Annotated in this window: 10 protein-coding genes and 6 pseudogenes; 6 read left to right on the forward strand and 10 right to left on the reverse strand. The window is 64.7% G+C overall.

The features are described 5' to 3' along the window. Positions 1-95 precede the first annotated feature (95 nt). From ftsY to NHF48_RS20050, 3 genes and pseudogenes are all read right to left on the reverse strand, one after another. Positions 96-1032: pseudogene (gene ftsY / locus NHF48_RS20040) on the reverse strand (signal recognition particle-docking protein FtsY). Further along, entirely contained in the window at positions 1029-2276 is a 1248-nt protein-coding gene (gene mtaB, locus NHF48_RS20045) for a tRNA (N(6)-L-threonylcarbamoyladenosine(37)-C(2))-methylthiotransferase MtaB (protein ID WP_253072109.1), read from the reverse strand. The pseudogene ftsY and the gene mtaB overlap by 4 nt, the downstream one beginning before the upstream one ends. Before the next feature lie 234 nt (positions 2277-2510). Further along, complete coding sequence (locus NHF48_RS20050; protein WP_342454696.1) at positions 2511-4175, reverse strand: putative bifunctional diguanylate cyclase/phosphodiesterase; 1665 nt, start codon at positions 4173-4175, stop codon at positions 2511-2513. A 443-nt stretch (positions 4176-4618) separates the two neighbouring features. On the opposite strand from NHF48_RS20050, the pseudogene ffh reads away from it, so the two are divergent. The 3 genes and pseudogenes from ffh (at position 4619) to rimM (ending at position 7512) form a co-directional block, all read left to right on the forward strand. Continuing rightward, positions 4619-6162: pseudogene (gene ffh, locus NHF48_RS20055) on the forward strand (signal recognition particle protein). Positions 6163-6230: 68 nt separating this feature from the next. After that, a complete protein-coding gene (gene rpsP, locus NHF48_RS20060) occupies positions 6231-6659 on the forward strand; it encodes a 30S ribosomal protein S16 (RefSeq protein ID WP_056062272.1) in 429 nt (142 codons plus the stop codon). Between the two features lie 352 nt (positions 6660-7011). Continuing rightward, complete coding sequence (gene rimM / locus NHF48_RS20065; RefSeq protein WP_253072495.1) at positions 7012-7512, forward strand: ribosome maturation factor RimM; 501 nt, start codon at positions 7012-7014, stop codon at positions 7510-7512. Positions 7513-7539: 27 nt separating this feature from the next. Here the strand turns inward: rimM and NHF48_RS20070 are convergent, their stop codons facing one another. After that, the gene (locus tag NHF48_RS20070) at positions 7540-8445 is read right to left on the reverse strand and encodes an NAD(P)/FAD-dependent oxidoreductase (RefSeq protein WP_253072496.1); all 906 of its coding nucleotides are present in this window, start codon (positions 8443-8445) and stop codon (positions 7540-7542) included. 108 nt (positions 8446-8553) lie between these two features. Between NHF48_RS20070 and trmD the strand changes: the two are divergent. Then, positions 8554-9284 (forward strand): annotated as a pseudogene (gene trmD, locus NHF48_RS20075) (tRNA (guanosine(37)-N1)-methyltransferase TrmD). Further along, complete coding sequence (rplS, locus tag NHF48_RS20080) at positions 9281-9673, forward strand: 50S ribosomal protein L19 (protein WP_031395442.1); 393 nt, start codon at positions 9281-9283, stop codon at positions 9671-9673. The pseudogene trmD and the gene rplS overlap by 4 nt, the downstream one beginning before the upstream one ends. A gap of 950 nt (positions 9674-10623) precedes the next feature. Here the strand turns inward: rplS and NHF48_RS20085 are convergent. The 6 genes and pseudogenes from NHF48_RS20085 to NHF48_RS20110 form a co-directional block, all read right to left on the reverse strand. Then, the gene (locus NHF48_RS20085; protein WP_253072110.1) at positions 10624-11163 is read right to left on the reverse strand and encodes a pseudouridine synthase; all 540 of its coding nucleotides are present in this window, start codon (positions 11161-11163) and stop codon (positions 10624-10626) included. 178 nt (positions 11164-11341) lie between these two features. After that, positions 11342-12121 (reverse strand): hypothetical protein, encoded by a 780-nt coding sequence (locus tag NHF48_RS20090; RefSeq protein ID WP_253072111.1) that lies wholly within the window; start codon positions 12119-12121, stop codon positions 11342-11344. A 133-nt stretch (positions 12122-12254) separates the two neighbouring features. Beyond that, positions 12255-14285, reverse strand: a pseudogene (gene rpoD / locus NHF48_RS20095) (RNA polymerase sigma factor RpoD). Then, a pseudogene (gene dnaG / locus NHF48_RS20100) lies at positions 14285-16150 on the reverse strand (DNA primase). The pseudogenes rpoD and dnaG overlap by 1 nt, the downstream one beginning before the upstream one ends. 81 nt (positions 16151-16231) lie before the next feature. After that, on the reverse strand, positions 16232-16558 hold the full coding sequence (locus tag NHF48_RS20105) for a GIY-YIG nuclease family protein (RefSeq protein WP_253072112.1): 327 nt from the start codon (positions 16556-16558) through the stop codon (positions 16232-16234). A 210-nt stretch (positions 16559-16768) separates the two neighbouring features. After that, positions 16769-17221 carry a GatB/YqeY domain-containing protein gene (locus NHF48_RS20110; RefSeq protein ID WP_107952276.1) on the reverse strand — a complete coding sequence of 151 codons (453 nt, stop codon included), beginning with the start codon at positions 17219-17221 and terminating at the stop codon, positions 16769-16771. Positions 17222-17361: 140 nt separating this feature from the next. On the opposite strand from NHF48_RS20110, the pseudogene carA reads away from it, so the two are divergent. Continuing rightward, a pseudogene (gene carA, locus NHF48_RS20115) lies at positions 17362-18671 on the forward strand (glutamine-hydrolyzing carbamoyl-phosphate synthase small subunit). Positions 18672-18905 lie beyond the last annotated feature (234 nt).

Raw genomic sequence — 18905 nt, forward strand, 5'->3', positions numbered from 1 at the left:
GGCACGAACGGGGTGGGTTCGGGAGGGCATCTATCAGCCCACGCCGTTCGTCCCGAGTAGCCGTCGAGATGTCGTATCGAAGGACATTCCAAGTGTTACTTCCGAACGCTCTCCACCCCGGCGATAATGCGGCTCACCTCGTTCGCATCGAACGGGCGCAGATCCGTCATCCCCTCGCCTATCCCGATCGCATGGATCGGCAGGCCGTATTTCTCGGCCGCCGCGACGAGAACGCCGCCGCGCGCGGTGCCGTCGAGCTTGGTCATCACGAGGCCTGTCACCCCCCGCGACCTCCTTGAAGACCTCGATCTGCTGGAGTGCGTTCTGGCCGGTCGTCGCGTCGAGCACTAGGACAATATCGTGCGGGCTCTCCGGGTTGATGCGTCCCAGCACGCGGCGGATTTTCGCCAGTTCGTCCATCAGTTCGCGCTTGTTTTGCAAGCGGCCCGCGGTGTCGACGATCAGCACGTCGATGCCGGTCTCGGTCGCCTTCTTGACCGCGTCCCATACTACGCCTGCCGCGTCGCCGCCCTCGGGGCCGGTCACGATCGGCACGCCGACACGTTCTGCCCAAGTGCGGAGCTGGCCGATCGCGGCGGCGCGGAAGGTGTCGCCGGCGGCCAGCATCACGCCGTAATCCTGCTCCATCAGCAGATGCGCAAGCTTGGCGATGGTCGTCGTCTTGCCCGAGCCGTTGACGCCGATGACGAGGATCACCTGCGGGCGGGGGAAGGCGTCGATCTCGATCGGTTTGGCGACCGTGGCGAGGACCTTCTCGACCTCCTCGGCGACGATCACGCGGATGCCGAGCTCCTCCATGTTGCGCTCGAAGCTGCCTTCGGACAGGCGGCGGCGGATGCGGCCGGCGGTCTCGGGGCCGAGATCGGAGGCGATCAGCGCTTCCTCGATGTCGTCGAGCGTCGAATCGTCGAGCCGCGCGCCGCCGAGGCCGGCGAGGTTGCCGACGAGCCGGTCGGAGGTGCGCTTGAAGCCGCCGATCAGCTTGTCGTGCCAGGTGGGGGTGGTGCTCATGATGGTTCTCGTGTTGCGCTGAGGCGGTCGGACGTGGCGCCGGTGATCGCGATGCGGACGATGTCGCCGGGTATGGCGGGTTCGTCCAGAAGGACTTCTGCAAAATTGCCGATATGGCCGCGGTCGCCGGGGCGTTCGACGAGCAGATCCTGCGACGTGCCGACCAGCGTTTGCAGCCAGTTCGCGCGCGATGTTTCGCCGGCCTGGCGGAGGAGGGCGGCGCGGTGGCGGCGGATTTCGGGTTCGACCTGCGGCATGCGCGCGGCGGGGGTGCCGACGCGCGGCGAATAGGGGAAGATGTGCGGGTGGACGATGTGGCAGTCGTCGATCAGCGCGCGCGTGTTGGCGAACATCGCCGCGTCTTCGGTCGGGAAGCCGGCGATCAGGTCCGCGCCGATCGCGATGTCGGGGCGGGCGGTCTTGAGGCGGTCGACGAGGGCGACGCTTTCGGCGCGCGAATGGCGGCGTTTCATGCGCTTGAGGATCATGTCGTCGCCGGCCTGCAACGACAGGTGGATGTGCGGCATGATCCGCGCTTCGGTCGTCAGCAGCGCGAAGAGCCGGTCGTCGATCTCGATGCCGTCCAGCGAGGAGAGACGCAGGCGTTCGAGGTTGGGGACGTAGTGCAGAATGCGCTCGACGAGGTGACCCAGCGTCGGCGCGCCGGGGAGGTCGGGGCCGTAGCTGGTTAGGTCTACGCCGGTGAGGACGATCTCGCGGTGGCCTGCATCGACGAGGCCGGCGATCCGGTCGACGACTGCGCCCGCCGGGACCGAGCGGCTCGGGCCGCGGCCGAACGGTATCGCGCAGAAGGTGCAGCGGTGGTCGCAGCCGTTCTGGACCTCGACGAACGCGCGGGCATGCGCGGAGAAGCTGGCGGCGAGATGGGGCGCGGTCTCGCAGACCTGCATGATGTCGGAGACGACGACCGGAGTTTCGGTCTGCCAAGCTTGCGGCATCAGCTTGTCCGCATTGCCAACGACGCGGTCGACTTCGGGCATCGCGGCGAAGCTGGCGGGATCGATCTGCGCGGCGCATCCGGTGACGACGATCTGGGCCTCGGGGCGGTCGCGCTTGGCGCGGCGGATCGCGACCCGCGTCGCCTTCACCGCGGCGTTGGTGACCGCGCAGCTGTTGACCACGACCATGTCCCGCCCGGCGACGAGCGCGCGGATGGTCTCGCTTTCGGCGATGTTGAGGCGGCAGCCGAGGCTGATGACCTCTGGCTGCGGGGCAGATGGCATGCGGCGCGATTTAGGAGGGGCGGGGGGAAGTCCACGGTTGGTGTTGCGGGGGGCGTGCTCGACGAACTGTTCTCCTGCGAACGCAGGAGCCCAGGGTATCAGCCGGAGCGCTGCTTGGCCCTGGACTCCCGCATTCGCGGGAGAACGGATTGGGGAGCCGCTCTCCATCTAATACCACCCCGGCGGAGGCCGAGGTCCAATTGGGGCGCGTCGCTAACGGCGGACGGCGCGCCGTTACTTGGACCTTTCCAACTGGGCCCCGGCCTTCGCCGGGGTGGTGTTTGTTTGAATGAGGTGGGGCTGGCAACTAAGACCGGCGCTCGCTGCTAGCCCGCCAACCGTGGTGCGATGCCGCGAGGCGGTGGCACGCTCCGGTCGGGGCGCTGGGCCAGCAAGCGTTTCTCCGCCAGCAACCGCCGGACCTGCGCCGCACCGAGCGGGCGCCCGTACAAATATCCCTGGCCCTTCGCACAACCCATGCCGCGCAACCGTTCCTCGATCGCGGCGTCCTCGATCCCCCTCGGCGGTCGTCGGCAGGTTGAGGCTGTCTCCCAGCCGCACGATCGTGTTCACGATCGCCATGCTCTCCGGATTATCCAAGATCGACGAGACGAAGCTCTTGTCGATCTTGATCCGGTCGAACGGCAGCGCGCGAAGATGCGCCAGGCTCGAATACCCGGTACCGAAATCGTCGAGCGCGAGGCGGATGCCCTGGTTTTTCAGGCTCCCCACGATCGACTGCGCGAGGGGAAGGTTGTCGAACAATGCGCTCTCGGTGATCTCGATCTCGAGCCGGCTGGCAGGAAAGCCCGTCTCGACCAACGTCTTGATGATCTTCTGTGCTAGCCACGCGTCGCGCAACTGCAGCGGCGAAACGTTGACCGACAAGGTGAGCCCGGCGTCCCAATCCCGCGCGGCGGCAAACGCTTGGCGCATGATCGACAGCGACAGGTCGCCAATCAGCCCGGTTTCCTCTGCGATCGGGATGAACACGTCGGGCGCGATCATGCCGCGCGTCGGATGTTCCCAGCGCGCCAGCACCTCGAAGCCGGTGATGAGGCCGGTGGTCAGGTCGACCTGTTGCTCGAAATACGGAACGACCTCCTGCGCCGGGATCGCGCTGCGGAGACCCGCTTCGAGTTCGCCCCGCAGTTGCAGCGATCGCTCCATCGACGTGTCGAACCACGCATGACGACTGCGCCCGGCGGTCTTGGCCGCGTGGAGCGCGATGTCGGCGTTGCGCAACAAGGCATCGACCGACGCGCAGTCCCGATCGGACCGGGCGATGCCGATCGAGACGCTGCTGTGGATATCGACGCCATTGGCGCGGAACGGCAAGGCGAGGCCTGCGACCATGCGCTCGGCGATCCGGTCGGCGACGTTCTCGTGCGCGGAGTCGAAGACGAAGGTACAGGCGAACTCATCCGCGCCCAGTCTAGCGAGCAGGCTGGTGCTGGGCGCGATCGCCGCGATCGTCTCCGCGACATGAGCGAGCAACAGGTCGCCGACCGCATAGCCGTGCAGGTCGTTGACGCTCTTGAAGTGATCGATGTCGATCGTCAGCATGGCCATCGCCTTGCCACGGCGGCGGGTACTGGTGAACAGTGCCGCGCCGTCTTCAGACAAGCTGCGGCGATTGAGGAAGCCGGTGAGCGGATCGCGCTGCGCCAGCGCGTGGGCGTGGCGGCCGGCGTCGGACAGGGTGCTCAGCTCTTCCGATAGGGCCCGGTACCGGAACCAGCCGAACAGGATCAGGGCCGCATTCAACAACAGCGCCGCGACCAGACCGTGATCGATCACCGCATCGCTGCCGTGCCAATGTGCCAGTGCCTTGACGACGGCGGTGCCGGCGGTGCCGACGAATAGAAGCAGTGCGGCGCCGGTAACGGCGCCGGTCATAAATTCCCGACTGATGTTGCGGAGCGAAAATGTCGCCGCCGACTTTACGGTCATGGGGTTGGCCTGTTCGGTCTCTTGCTTGGGTGGCGGTGTGGCATGCGACACGTGTAGGATATGTTAAGAAGCCGTATAGGCGGGACGGGGCGAGGCGCGGGCGCGATTGGTTGCGCTGCTATTGGGTGCTGTATGCGCCAAAGAAGCAGAGTGTTCTCCCGCGAAGGCGGGAGCCCAGACTGGACTCCCGCCTTCGCGGGAGAACAATTGGGCAGCATATCATTGCGCGCTCGGTGACCCATCTTGCATCCCGATCCGCATTCCAGTAGGTGACCGCCCACGTTCCGTTACGGGGCGCATTGGACGAGCATCCCAAGGATGCACGCTGGCCGGCGAGGTTTCGCCCGCCGGCGCTTTTGCGTTTGGTGACGGTGATTGGGAGTATTTCGATGTTCGAAAGCCTGAGCGATCGACTTGGTGGCGTCTTCGACCGCCTTCGCGGCCGGGGTGCGCTGACCGAAGCGGACGTGCGCGCGGCAATGCGCGAAGTGCGCGTTGCGCTGCTCGAAGCCGACGTTGCGCTGCCCGTCGCGCGCGAGTTCGTCGAGAAGGCGACCGAGAAGGCGATCGGCCAGAACGTCCTGCGCTCCGTCACGCCGGGGCAGCAGGTCGTCAAGATCGTCAGCGATGCGCTGATCGAGATGCTCGGCTCGGATGCCGTGGAGTTGGAGCTGGGCGTCACCCCGCCGGCCGTCATCATGATGGTCGGCCTCCAGGGCTCGGGCAAGACGACCACGACCGCCAAGATCGCCAAGCGGCTTGCGGCGGGGGCAGGCCAATTTCGGCCAGGCCGGTCGCGAGCGCAAGAAGGTGCTGATGGCGTCGCTCGACGTCAATCGCCCGAACGCGCAGGAGCAGCTGGCGACGCTCGGCACGCAGATCGACGTCGCGACGCTGCCGATCGTGCAGGGTCAGCAGCCAGTCGATATTGCCCGGCGCGCGATGCAGGCGGCCAAGCTCCAGGGCTATGACGTCTTGATGCTCGATACCGCGGGCCGACTCCATGTCGACCAGGCGTTGATGGATGAGATGAAGGCGGTTGCCGACGTCGCGAACCCGGCCGAGATCCTGCTCGTCGTCGACTCGCTGACCGGCCAGGACGCGGTCAACGTCGCGCAGAACTTCAGCGACCAGGTGCCGCTGACGGGTATCGTGTTGACCCGCATGGACGGCGATGCCCGCGGCGGCGCGGCGCTGTCGATGCGCGCGGTCACCGGCAAGCCGATCAAGTTCGCGGGCACCGGCGAGAAGCTCGATGCGCTCGAGGCGTTCCATCCGGAGCGTGTCGCCGGTCGTATCCTTGGCATGGGCGATGTCGTCAGCCTGGTCGAGCGTGCCGCGGAGTCGATCCAGGCGGAAGACGCCGAGCGGATGGCCGCCAAGATGGCCAAGGGTCAGTTCGACATGAACGACCTGCGTGCCCAGCTGGCGCAGATGCAGCGGATGGGCGGGCTCGGCGCGCTGGCGGGGATGATCCCCCGGCATGAAGAAGGCGCAGGGCGCGGTCGCGTCGGTCGGTGGCGAAAAGGTGCTGGTGCACATGGACGCGATGATCGGATCGATGACGATCAAGGAGCGCAACAAGCCCGAACTGATCAACGCCAAGCGCAAGATCCGCATCGCCAAGGGCTCCGGGACGACCGTCCAGGAGGTCAACAAGCTGCTGAAAATGCACCTCGAAATGTCGACCGCCATGAAGAAGATCAAGAAGATGGGCGGCATGAAGGGCATGATGGCGATGCTCGGCAAGGGCGGCCTTGGCGGCGGTCTCGGCGGGATTGGTAACGCGATCGGCGGGCCGCAGATGGGCGACATCCTCAACAAGGCTGGTGCCGGTGGCCTGCCTGGCGGCGGCGGTGGTCTGCCGGGGCTTGGTGGCCCCAAGATGCCGCAGATGCCTGCCGGTTTCGACGATTTTCTGAAGAAGAAATAATCTCCTTATCCAACCACGACACCTCGGCGTTTGCTCGGGGATCTATCTAGAAAACGAAGGAAAATATTATGGCAATCAACATTCGCCTCGCGCGCGGTGGCTCCAAGAAGCGTCCTTACTACAAGATCGTCGTTGCCGATGCGCGTTCGCCGCGTGACGGCCGCTTCATCGAGAAGATCGGCAACTACAACCCGCTTCTCGCCAAGGACAACGAGCAGCGCGTTCAGCTTGACGCCGACCGCGCGAAGCATTGGCTGAGCGTCGGCGCGCAGCCGACCGACCGCGTCGCGCGCTTCCTCGACCAGGCTGGCGTGCTCGAGCGTTCGGCGCGCAACAACCCGAACAAGGGCAAGCCCGGCGAGAAGGCCACCGAGCGCGCTGAAGAGCGTGCGACCAAGGCGGCTGAAGCTGCCGAGGCTGAAGCTGCTGCGAAGGCTGCACCTGCTGCCGAGGCAGAGGCTCCTGCCGCTGCCGAGACCGAAGAAGCCGCTTCGTAAGACGGCGCTTATGAGGACAAGGGTAGGGCGTGATCGTCCCACCCTTGTCCGTCATGCCGGGCTTGTTCCGGCATCCACCCGTCCGCGGACTTGAGAGAATCGGGTGCGCGGAACGGTGGATCCCGGGTGACGACGGGCGGGAGGCAACCCCCGGCCCAACTACTGGTCGCAAACCGCACCCGAACCGGACTTCATGCGTTCTCTCAATCGGTAACCCCGAACAGGAGCGCATGATGGCCCCCGTAAACGACCCCCCGCACAGCCCCCGCACCCGAGGACATCGAAGATGCCACCAACCAAGGCGTCTCCGCCGACGACCCCGCCGAAGGCTCCGACGACACCCCCGGTCGCGATGAAGGCTCCGCGCAAGGCTGACGTGACGCTCGCCGTCGTCATCGGTGCGCACGGCATCGGTGGCGAAGTGCGGCTGAAGGTCTTTGCCGAGAATTTCGGCAGCTATAAGAGCTTCAACAACGGCGCGCTGTCGCTGAAGTCCGCGCGCAACGGCAACAACGACATGATCGCGCGCTTCGCTGAGGTCGCCGATCGCAACGCTGCCGAGGCGATGCGCGGTACCGAGCTGACTGTGCCGCGGTCTTCGCTGCCGCCGTTGGAAGATGGTGAGTATTATCACACGGATGTGATCGGGCTCGATGTCGTCTCGACCGATGGCGAGGCGATCGGACGGGTCGTTGCGATCGATAATTTCGGTGCGGGTGACGTGATCGAGATCGAGCGGCCGTCCGTAGATGACAAGCCCGGCAAGCGGTTCATGATCCCGATGCGCCCTGAAGCTGTTCCCGAATGGGATGCCGACCGGCTCATTGTCGAGGCCTCGTTCGCGGCTGAATAAGCCTTGTTCTCCCAAGTTGAGTAGCGATTACCGCCGAAGTGGTCGCTGTTCGGCGAGCATGTTGCGGATCGTTGTCGCGGCGACGCCGGCTTCTCCCATCGCGTGGCTGATCTGGTCGAGGCCCTTCACGACGTCGCCGGCTGCGAACAGGCCGGGGATTGAGGTTCGTTGGTGCGAGTCGACCTCCAGGCAGCCGTCATCGGATGCGCGCGCGCCTGCCGCGACGGCTAGTTCCGAACGGATTATCGATCCGAGCGCTGGATAGATGCTGTCGAACGATAACCGTCCCTCGACCGTGTCGAGTGCGAGCTTGTCTGCCTCGATTGCGTAGTTGCCGCAGGGGCCTCCGACGCGGACGATCCCGGCTTCGTCTAGCGCCGCTTCGCATGCCGGATCGAGATCGTGGCCGCCCTCTGGGGCGATCAGCGTCACGTCCTTTGTGTAGCCGCGCAGGAACAGCGCTTCGCGCATGCCGTGGTCGCCGGTGCCGATGATGCCGACGCGCTTGTCGGTGACTTCGTAGCCGTCGCAGATCGGGCAGTAGCGGAGCAACCCGGCCTCCAGCGCTTCGTCGTGGATGGCGTCGGGCATGTCGGAGCGGTTGTTCACGACTCCGGTGGCGAGCAGTACGCTCCGGGCTCGCGCGCGGCGATCGCCCAGCCGCACGGTGAAGCCGTCGTCGTCGACTTCGATCGCATCTACCCGCACGCCCTCGCGGACTGCACCATAGGTTTCTGCCTGCGCCAGCATCCGGGCTAGCAGGTCCGTGCCGCGGATGCCTTCGGGATAGCCGGCATGGTTGTGGGTGCACGGGATCAGCGCGGCGCGGCTGCTGCCGCAATCGAACAGGCGGATCGAGAGGTGGAACCGCGCGAGATAGATCGCCGCGGTGAGGCCTGCCGGGCCGGCGCCGATAATGATGCAATCGTCCATCCGCCGCGAGCGTTTCGCCAGCGTAATTGTTCCGTCGCTCCGATCCGTATAGGTGCTGGGCGCATTCGGCGCCACGTGCTGGCGCAAACGCATAGAGAATTGGACGCTGTGACTTTCGCTGCCACGATATTGACGCTGTATCCGGAGATGTTTCCGGGGCCGCTGGGGACGTCGCTTGCCGGGCGCGCATTGGGCGAGGGGCGGTGGTCTTGTTCGCCGGTGCAGATCCGGGACTTTGCGACGGACAAGCACAAGTCGGTGGACCACACGCCGGCGGGGGGCGGGGCCGGGATGGTGCTCCGGGCCGACGTCGTGGCCTCGGCAATCGACAGCGTTGCGGATGGCCGCCCGGTGCTGGCGATGACGCCTCGGGGGAAGCCGCTTACCCAGGAGCGGGTTCGCGAGCTCGCGCGGGGCCCCGGCGTCACGGTTCTCTGCGGCCGGTTCGAGGGGTTCGACGAACGGCTGTTCGAGGCGCGGGAGATCGAGGAGGTCTCGATCGGTGACTACATCCTGTCGGGGGCGAGATGGGGGCGCTGGTGCTGCTCGATGCTTGCATTCGGCTGCTGCCCGGCGTAATGGGCGCGGCTTCTAGTGGGGATGACGAGAGCTTCGAAACGGGGCTGCTCGAATATCCGCACTATACCCGACCTCAGATATGGGAAGGGCGCACGATCCCGCAGGTGCTGCGATCGGGGGATCATGCGAAGATCGCTGCATGGCGCAAACGCCGCGCGGAGATCGATACACGGTCACGGCGACCGGACCTTTGGGAGCGCCATGAGGGCGTTCGGGTCCAGTCGCCCTCTGGCGCGCAGCGACACGAGGACGAGACATGAACCTGTTGCAGACGATCGAAGCCGAGAACATCGCGAAGTTCCTGGCCAACAAGACGATCCCCGATTTCCGCCCCGGCGATACGCTGAAGGTCGGCGTGAAGGTCGTCGAAGGCGAGCGCACGCGTATTCAGAACTACGAGGGCGTGTGCATCGCGCGCTCAAACAAGGGCATGGGCTCGAACTTCACCGTGCGGAAGATGAGCTTCGGCGAGGGCGTCGAGCGCGTCTTCCCGCTCTACTCGCCGAACGTCGATTCGATCGAAGTCGTCCGCAAGGGCGCCGTGCGTCGCGCCAAGCTGTATTACCTGCGTGGCCGCACCGGCAAGGCAGCGCGTATCGCCGAGCGTCGCGACATGCGCCCTGCAAAGGGCACCGCAGCCGCCGAGTAATCGGAGACTGTTCGAGTTGGAGAAGGGCGCGGGGGCGATGGTCCCCGCGCCCTTTTTCGTTGTGCGCGTTAAATCAGTGTCTTGCGCCGATGCTGCAGTGCGGAAGTGCACGAAGTTCACAGTCTCACAGCGTTCTGCACATCGCCCGATATGGGGTTCGATAGGGGCGTTTCGGGCGAGGGTGATGCATGCGGGGTAGGGGCGGGGTTGGGCATCCGCTGAAGGTGCGCTCCGAGGCGTGTGTAGGACAGCGGATTAGCGTGTCGGCCGGCGGCGGCTGCGGTGTCTGCGCGATTTCTCCGTCCTTCAGAGCATGGGGGCGGTTGTTCGGTCGGACAGGGACGCGCTTCCTCCGCAGGCGCGACTTGCGCTTCCTTGTTCTCCCGCGAAGGCGGGAGCCCAGTCTGGATCCCCGCCTTCGCGGGGAAACACGTCTTGGTGGCGGATTGGGATGGTCTCTGTATGGACCGCACGAGGCCTTGCCACATGGAGCGCGCTCGCGTGGACATGCCCCACCCCGCCCCCTCCCCTGAAGCGGAGGGAGTTTTCGTCGCGCGCTGCCATAGGCATCATCGCCTTCGTCGCCATCACACAAATCCCGCGCGTCACGCAACGCATCGTCATCCCCGCGCAGGCGGGGATCCATATCCTTCGGGGCCGGTGATCACCGTGCGAGGCCAGCCAGTATGGGTTCCCGCCTCCGCGGGAATGACGAGGGTGGGGCGGGTGTGGCTTAACCCCCGCCACCCCGTCATCCTGACGAAAGTCAGGACCCAGGATCAACGCACGCAGCGCTGCTTGGCTCTGGGTCCTGACTTTCGTCAGGATGACGGTGTGGGTGGGGGAGGCGTTCCGCTCGTAATCACGAACGCTGCCGTCTGAGGGGTTGCCCATAGGCGCCCGTGCCTCCGGTGGCCAGCACGCACCCGCCAGCCCGCCTCAAGCGCCCGTCAGGCGTCGCGCCACGTGCCGGGCTCCAGACCCGCCACGGTCCAGTCGCCTATGCTCCACCGGACCAGCCGCAGCGTGGGGTGGTCGATCGCGGCGGTCATGCGGCGGACTTGGCGGTTGCGGCCTTCGCGGATCGTGATCTTCAGCCAGCAATCGGGGATGCTCGCGCGAACCCGGATCGGCGGCACGCGCGGCCAGAGGTCGGGCGCGGCGATCCGCTCGACGTCGGCGCGGGCAGGGCCGTCCTTCAGCACGACGCCGCCTCGCAACCGATCGAGCGCGTCCTCGCTGGCATCGCCCTCGACCTGCACGAGATAGGTCTTGGTCAGCTTGAACCGCGGGTTCGCGATCCGCGCCTGGAGGTGGCCGTCGTCGGTCAGCAGCAACAGCCCTTCGCTATCGCGGTCGAGCCGCCCCGCCGGATAGACGCCCGGAACATCGACGAACTGCGACAGCGTCGCGCGCGGGGTCGGACTGTTCACGTCGGTGAACTGGCTGAGCACGTCGTACGGTTTGTTGAACAGGATCACCCGGGGCATGGTTGGGGTTTAAGAGGATGTGATGACGGGTCAAGTGGACTAGATCGGCGCCGTGTGATCGCATCCACAAGCATTCGATTGGGTTCTCTAGTGGGAGGGAGGCCAATGCATGAAAAACTGTTACCCAGAAAGGGTTTTCATCAAAATCAAAAAGCCTTATGCATCATGATATTTAAAACTATACCGATTTTAGTATTATTTTGTTTATAGTTGTTTCACCGTACGCGCGGAAGCCATCCGCGTTCTCTGGTGATGCCGCTAGAAGTGGGTCGGTAAAACTCAGTCTGCTAGATAAGGGGAATGTGCGAATTTTCTTAATCAGCGAAGGGTCAGCTGCAACGGCCAATCCTAGCTCACGATGTGCATCTTCTAAGCGTTGTTTTGAAGCTGTTTCTGCTAAATCGGTTACAGTACCCACCAAAATTGAGAAGTCTTTCGCAAATTGTCCACGATTGCGTGAACGACTGGCGCGATAGGCTACGCCGATCTTGGTGCCGTGATTAAATAAGGCAATGGCTTCCTCAATCATTGGCGTGCCATCAATAGGCCGACCACTACCAAAATGGGCTAGCTCTTTATTTCTGATCCACATTACCGATGAGTGGAGTACGCGCTGGTCTGCATCCAATTTTCCAGTGCCAAACCATGGTTGCCGACCAACTGGTTTTGTCTCCGTCGCTCTGGCGTACAGGATGATTGCAGTGTCAAAGAGGCTGCCTGCCAAAGTTCCCGCTTCATCTGTCGAGAACGGTTGCTTCCAGTCGTCGGTACTCGTTACTCGTTTCAGTAAGACCAGAGCATCTCGCGCCTGTTTGAGATCCTGGAATGCAGAGTTTGTCGAAAATGCGCGATCAATCGTAGCAACAAGTGGTTTGTGGCGACCAATTCGACGAAGGTCGGATGCCAATGCGGAAAGATCGTAAGAGGATCCAATCGGCAAGATATTTTCTTGCTGCATAATCTGATCCCTCTAGACTACAAGGTAGCGTGTTGCACTACTAGCACAATTGTTATTCATAGCTCTGAAACGAAAACGGGATCGCCGTGCATGCACTGCGATCCCGTCATCTTAATCCTTAAGTCCGCAACCCTTACTGGTCGAGGAAGCTCCGCATCTTCCTAGAACGCGATGGATGCTTCAGCTTCCGCAGCGCCTTCGCCTCGATCTGGCGAATGCGCTCGCGGGTCACCGAGAACTGCTGGCCGACTTCCTCGAGCGTGTGGTCGGTGTTCATGCCGATGCCGAAGCGCATGCGTAGCACGCGCTCTTCGCGCGGGGTGAGCGACGCCAGCACGCGCGTGACCGTCTCCTTCAAGTTCGCCTGGATCGCGGCATCCACCGGGATGATCGCGTTCTTGTCCTCGATGAAGTCGCCGAGATGCGAATCCTCCTCGTCGCCGATCGGCGTTTCGAGGCTGATCGGCTCCTTGGCGATCTTCATCACCTTGCGCACCTTCTCCAGCGGCATGGAGAGGCGCTCGGCCATCTCCTCCGGAGTCGGTTCGCGGCCCTGCTCGTGGAGGAACTGGCGGCTGGTGCGGACCAGCTTGTTGATCGTCTCGATCATGTGGACCGGGATGCGGATGGTCCGCGCCTGGTCCGCGATCGAGCGGGTGATCGCCTGGCGGATCCACCAGGTCGCATAGGTGCTGAACTTGTAGCCGCGGCGATACTCGAACTTGTCGACCGCCTTCATCAGGCCGATATTGCCCTCCCTGGATGAGATCCAGGAACTGCAAGCCGCGGTTCGTGTATTTCTTGGCGATCGAGATCACCAGCCGCAGGTTCGCCTCGACACATCTCCTTCTTGGCGATGCGCGCCTCGCGCTCGCCCTTCTGGACCATGTTGACGATCCGGCGGAACTCGGTGAGCGCCATGCCGGTCTGCTGCGTGATGTCGGCGATCTCGGCGCGGATGCGCTCGACCGCTTCGCCCTCGTTGAGGACGAACGCGGTCCACTTCTTGTCGACCTTGTTGACCGTCGTCAGCCAGTTCTCGTCGATCTCGTGACCGATATAGCGATCGAGGAAGTCCTTGCGCGGCACCTTGTGGCGCTCGGCGAGGCGCAGCATCTGGCCGCCCAGCGCGGTCAGGCGACGGTTATAGGCATAGAGCTGATCGACCAGATATTCGATCTTGGCGTTGTGGAACTGGACGCTCTCGACTTCCGCCGTGAGTTCCTCGCGCAGCTTCTGATACTTGCGCTCGTCGGCAGCCGAGAAATCGCCGCCGATGCCCATCGCGTCGACGCGAGACTGCTGGATCTTGCTGAACTTCTTGTAGAGCGCGGTGATGCTGGCGAACCGCTCGAGCGCGATCGGCTTGAGCTGCTCTTCCATCTGCGCGAGGCTGAGGGTGTTGTCCTCCCTCCTCGTCGTCCGATGCGCGGGGAGCGCGGCGCTCGCCGTCCTCGTCCTCGTCGGCGGACGGCTCTTCGGGCTCGGCTTCTTCCTTGAACGAGGGACCGGCGTTCTTCTCGCTGATCTCGCCGTCGTCGGCTTCGCCGTCCTCGGCCATCGCTTCGGGGGCAGGGTCCTTCGACAGCATCGCGTCGAGATCCATGATCTCGCGCAACTGCATCGTGCCCTCGTTCAGCGCGGTCGACCAGTCGATGATCGCGTTGAAGGTGATCGGCGATTCGCACAGGCCGAGGATCATCGTGTCGCGACCCGCCTCGATCCGCTTGGCGATCGCGATCTCGCCCTCGCGGCTGAGCAGCTCGACCGCGCCCATCTCGCGCAGGTACATGCGGACCGGATCGTCGGTGCGATCGATGGTCTCTTTCTTCTTCTCGATCGCGGGGCCTGTGTCGGCATCCGCGTCGGCGGCCTCCGGCTCGTCCTCGTCGTCCTTGGCGGGCTCGGTCTCGCCGTCCTCGCCGGCTTCGTCGTTCTCGACGATGTTGATGCCCATCTCGCTCAGCGCGGCGCTGATGTCCTCGATCTGGTCGGACGACATCTCGCCCTGCGGCAGCGCTTCGTTGAGCTGCTCATAGGTGATGTAGCCGCGCTTCTTGGCGCGCGCGATGACCTTCTTGATCGACGCATCGTTCATGTCGATCAGCGGCGCATCGCCGGTTTCGTTCGTCTCGGCGGGTTCCGCCATGTTCGCCTTAGCCATCAATCGCCCTCGGTACCCAACGCTCGGGCGTCTTCGTTCGACTGTACAAGATTTGCAAGTCGGACTTCCAACGCCTGTTTCTCTCTTACCATAGCCACTTGTCGTTCGAACGCATCTTCGGTGAAGTGCGTCTGCATCGCCGCGGTCGCCTGCTTGAGTGCCGCGTCTACCTCAGGGCGGGCGACCATGATCGCGATCGCCTCGTCGAGGTCGGCACGGACGCGGGCTGGATCGGCCGTGGTCTGCGTGAACGAATAGGGCATCGTATCGGCTCTCAACAGGTCACTCGCGACTGAATTGAAACCGGACCTCGCCAATATGGTGAGCAAGCGCCCGCTATCAAGCTTCTGGTCCTCAAGTGCAACATCTACGACCGCTTCGAACAATCGCCCGAGCGCGCCGTCTATCATTTGGAGCGAGCCGAGCACCTCCATGTGACGCGCGATCTCGACCGGGTGGCGGATCAGGCCGGCGAGGACCGCCTTCGCCAGGACGCGGTCGATGCCGGTGGCGAGGAAGGCCTTCGCGTCTTCGGTCACCGGCGCTGCGGGAGGCTTCCAGCCGCCCTTGGGGCGCTCGCCGCGGGGGACGAAGGGCGCGCGGACGGGTTTGAAATGCTCGTAGAAGCGGTTCTTGAACTCGGCGTGATATTGCTGCTTCACTGAGGGGTCGGCGATGCCTTCGGCGAGTTCGTGGAGACGGCGCTTGAGGCCGGCGCGCTGTTCGGGGGGTGTCGAGCGCCTCGGCGGCGACTTCGGACGCCCAGAGCCGGTCGACGAGCTGTTCGGGGGATTTGAGGAGTGTTTCGAACGCGCCGGGGCCGCCCGAACGGACGAGATCGTCGGGGTCCTGGCCTTGCGGGAGCGTCACGAAGGCGAGGCTGCGGCCGGGGGCGAGTAGCGGGAGTGCGCGGTGGGCGGCCCGGAGCGAGGCCTTCTGGCCGGCGCCGTCGCCGTCGAAGCAGAGCAGGGGGGACGTCGACCATCCGCCACAGTCGTTCGAGCTGCGCTTCGGTGAGCGCGGTGCCGAGCGGGGCGACCGCTTCGCCGAAGCCGGCCTGGGCGAGCGCGATGACGTCCATATAGCCCTCGACCACGAGCACGCGGCCGGATTTGCGCGAGGCGGGGGGCGGCCTTGTCGAGATTGTAGAGCGTGCGGCCTTTGTCGAAGAGTGGCGTGTCGGGGAGTTGAGGTATTTCGGCTCGCCACCGTCGAGCACGCGCCCGCCGAACGCGATCGTCCGGCCGCGGGGGTCGCGGATAGGGATCATCAGGCGGCCGCGGAACCGGTCGTACGGGTCCTTGCCCTCGACCGAGATCAGCATGCCGGACTCGACCAGCATCGGGTCGCCATAGTCCTTCAGCGCGGTCTTGAGCTTGCCGCGGCTGTCGGGGGGCGAACCCCATGCCGAACGCGCGCGCCGTCTCGGGCCTGATCCCGCGGCGGTCGAGGAGCGCGCGCGCGTCGGTGCCTGGGAGGCCGCCCAGTTGTTCGGTGAACCAGTCGGCGGCGTCGGACATGACCTCGTGCAGGCCCTTGGCGCGTTCGGCCTTGGCGGCAGACTGGCGGTCCATCGCCGGCATGTCCATCCCGGCGGCCTGGGCGAGCTCCTTCACCGCGTCCATGAAGGGGAGGCCGCGCTGGTCGGTCATCCACTTGATCGCGTCGCCGTGCGCCGAGCAGCCGAAGCAGTGGTAGAAGCCCTTGTCGTCGTTGACGTAGAACGACGGGGTCTTCTCGTTGTGGAACGGGCAGCAGCCCTTGTGCTCGCGCCCGGCCTTGGTGAGCTTGGTGGTCTTGCCGACGAGCGCGCTGAGCGAGGTGCGGGCGCGGAGTTCGTCGAGGAATTGTGGGGTTAGCGCCATGGGGTGAGCGGTTTCTCGACTTCGCTCGAAACGAACGGTTTAGGTGTGTCAGCGGTAGCTAAGGTCGACGGAACGGTCGTATCACCCACCCCACCGTTCGTTTCGAGCGAAGTCGAGAAAGCCCCTCTCCTTGGGGGGCCGCGCGAGATGGGAGACCAGCGACCAGTTCCCCGCGATCAGCGCCTCCTTCTTGCCGCGCGACCAGCCGCCGACGATGCGCTCGGCCTCCAGCGCTTCGAGGCGTGAGGGGAAGTATTCGCTCCAGACCAAGTTTACCGGACGCCTTGACGAGGTGAAACCGCAATGGCCGCCTGCGTCGTGCTGACCGATACGCCGCTCCAGATTATCGGTGTGGCCCGTGTAATACAGGCCGTCGGCGCATCGCAGCATGTATGTCCAGAAGACCATCTGTCGTCGTACCAAAATTGGGGGTGGTGGTCGACCGGTATCAGAGGGTTGGAACGAGTGATCCGCCCGTTTTCAGGGTTTCTCGACTTCGCTCGAAACGAACGGGAAAAGAAGAGGCCGGTTGCGAGCGGGAGCGGCGAAGAAGGTGCCCACCCCTCGGTCCCCTCCCGCTTGCGGGAGGGGAGGAAGAAGGGGACCGTCCTTATCCATTTACGACAGCGCCGCCTTTACCAGGCCGCTCGCCTTGCTCATGTCCAGCTCGCTGGCGTGGCGCGCCTTCAGTTCCGCCATCACGCGGCCCATGTCCTTCATCCCGGTCGCGCCGAGTTCCGCCTTGATCGCCTCGATCGCCGCCGACGTTTCCGCCTCGCTCATCTGCTGCGGCAGGAAGCGTTCGATCACCGCGACCTCGGCGGTCTCCGCATCGGCGAGCTCCTGGCGGCCGCCCTTCGAGAACATCTCGATCGACTCGCGGCGCTGCTTGACCATCTTCTGGAGCACTTCGACCACCAGCGCGTCGTCGCTTTCGGGCGCCTTGCCGGTGCGCGCTTCGATGTCGCGGTTCTTGATCGCGGCCTGGATCAACGAGATAGCGTTGCGGCTCTGCTTGTCGCCGGCCTTCATGGCGGTCAGCTGCGCAGCCTTGATGTCGTCGCGAATCATGTACTGGTCTTTCAGGCGGTTCGGGATAGCCCGACGGGATAGCGCGTCCGCCGCCCGTTTAACAGATTGACGCTGCGGCACGCCGGCCTTAGCGGACACCACTTAGCGACATCGTCAACGTAAAGAGAGTGCCCAGCCTGATGGCCGACGCCCAGCCTATAGCCATGCCTGCCGGTGCAACAGGCGTCCTCGTCCTCGCCAACGGCGACGTGATCTGGGGTCGCGGGTTCGGCGCAGAGGGCAGTGCGGTCGGCGAAGTGTGTTTCCACACCGCGATGACCGGCTATCAGGAGGTGCTGACCGACCCGTCCTTCGCCGGGCAGATGATCTGCTTCACCTTCCCGCACATCGGCAATGTCGGCGCGAACCCCGACGACGTCGAGGCGGACGACCCGCACGCGCTCGGCATCATCGTCCGCGAGGACGTGACGCAGCCTTCGAGCTTTCGTGCAGTCGAGGGGCTCGATGGCTGGATGAAGCGGCATGCGCGGATCGGCCTTTCGGGGGTCGACACGCGCGCGCTGACGCGGCGGATCCGGGTGGCGGGCGCGCCTAATGGGGTGATCGCGCATTCGGCTAGCGGCGAGTTCGACGTGCCGGCGCTGCTGGCGATGGCGCGGGCGTGGCCGGGGCTGGAGGGCATGGACCTCGCCAAGGACGTGTCGACCGAGATGCATTATGGCTGGGGTGAGGATGCGCCGGGTGGTGTCTGGAAGCTGGGCTTCGGCTACGGGGACAGCTCGCCAGCAGGAGAGGGGCGCTTCTGCTCCCCTCCCGCTTGCGGGAGGGGTCGGGGGAGGGGTTGACCAATCAGCGCCGACCCCGCCTGAGGCCATGCCCTCCCCCAACCCCTCCCGCGATGCGGGAGGGGGAGCAGAAGGCCCGCCCGCACGTCGTCGCGATCGATTATGGCAGCAAGCGCAACATCTTCCGCAATCTCGTCGAGGCAGGCGCGAAGGTCTCGGTCGTCAGCGCCACCGCCAGCTTCGAAGACGTGATGGCGCTCGCCCCCGACGGCATCTTCCTCTCGAACGGCCCCGGCGACCCCGCCGCGACCGCCGAATACGCGGTGCCGGTGATCCGCCAGCTGCTCGAGACGGGCAAGCCGCTGTTCGGCATCTGCCTCGGTCACCAGTTGCTCGGCCTCGCGGTCGGCGCGACCACGACCAAGATGTTCCAGGGCCACCGCGGCGCCAACCACCCAGTCAAGCGCCTGTCCGACGGCGCGGTCGAGATCACCAGCATGAACCACGGCTTCGCGGTCGAGCGGGAGAGCCTGCCCGCGAATGTCCGCGAGACGCACGTGTCGCTGTTCGACGGGTCGAATGCGGGGCTGGAACTTACCGACAAGCCCGCGTTCTCCGTACAGTATCATCCGGAGGCCAGCCCGGGGCCGCAGGACAGCTTGTATCTGTTCGAGAAGTTCGTCGGACAACTCCCGCGTGCTTAAGAGCGGGGCGCTCGTGACATCAGGTTCGCTATTTTTAGTAGCTTGCGGTCAGAGCGCCCCTGCAATGCCGGAAACGATCTTCAAGAAGGCCGTGAACATTTGCTGCCTTAAGCAGACGACTTATCTCCGTAGAGATGGCTTGTTTCTCGACGAGCCACTTATCAATTTTTCCAAAGAGACACAGCCGAGTATCGCGCATCACTGCTTCAATGCAGCCCTTAACAAGGTCGATGA

This window comes from Sphingomonas sp. H160509 (genome assembly GCF_024124765.2).
In the GTDB taxonomy this organism is placed as follows: Bacteria; Pseudomonadota; Alphaproteobacteria; order Sphingomonadales; family Sphingomonadaceae; genus Sphingomonas.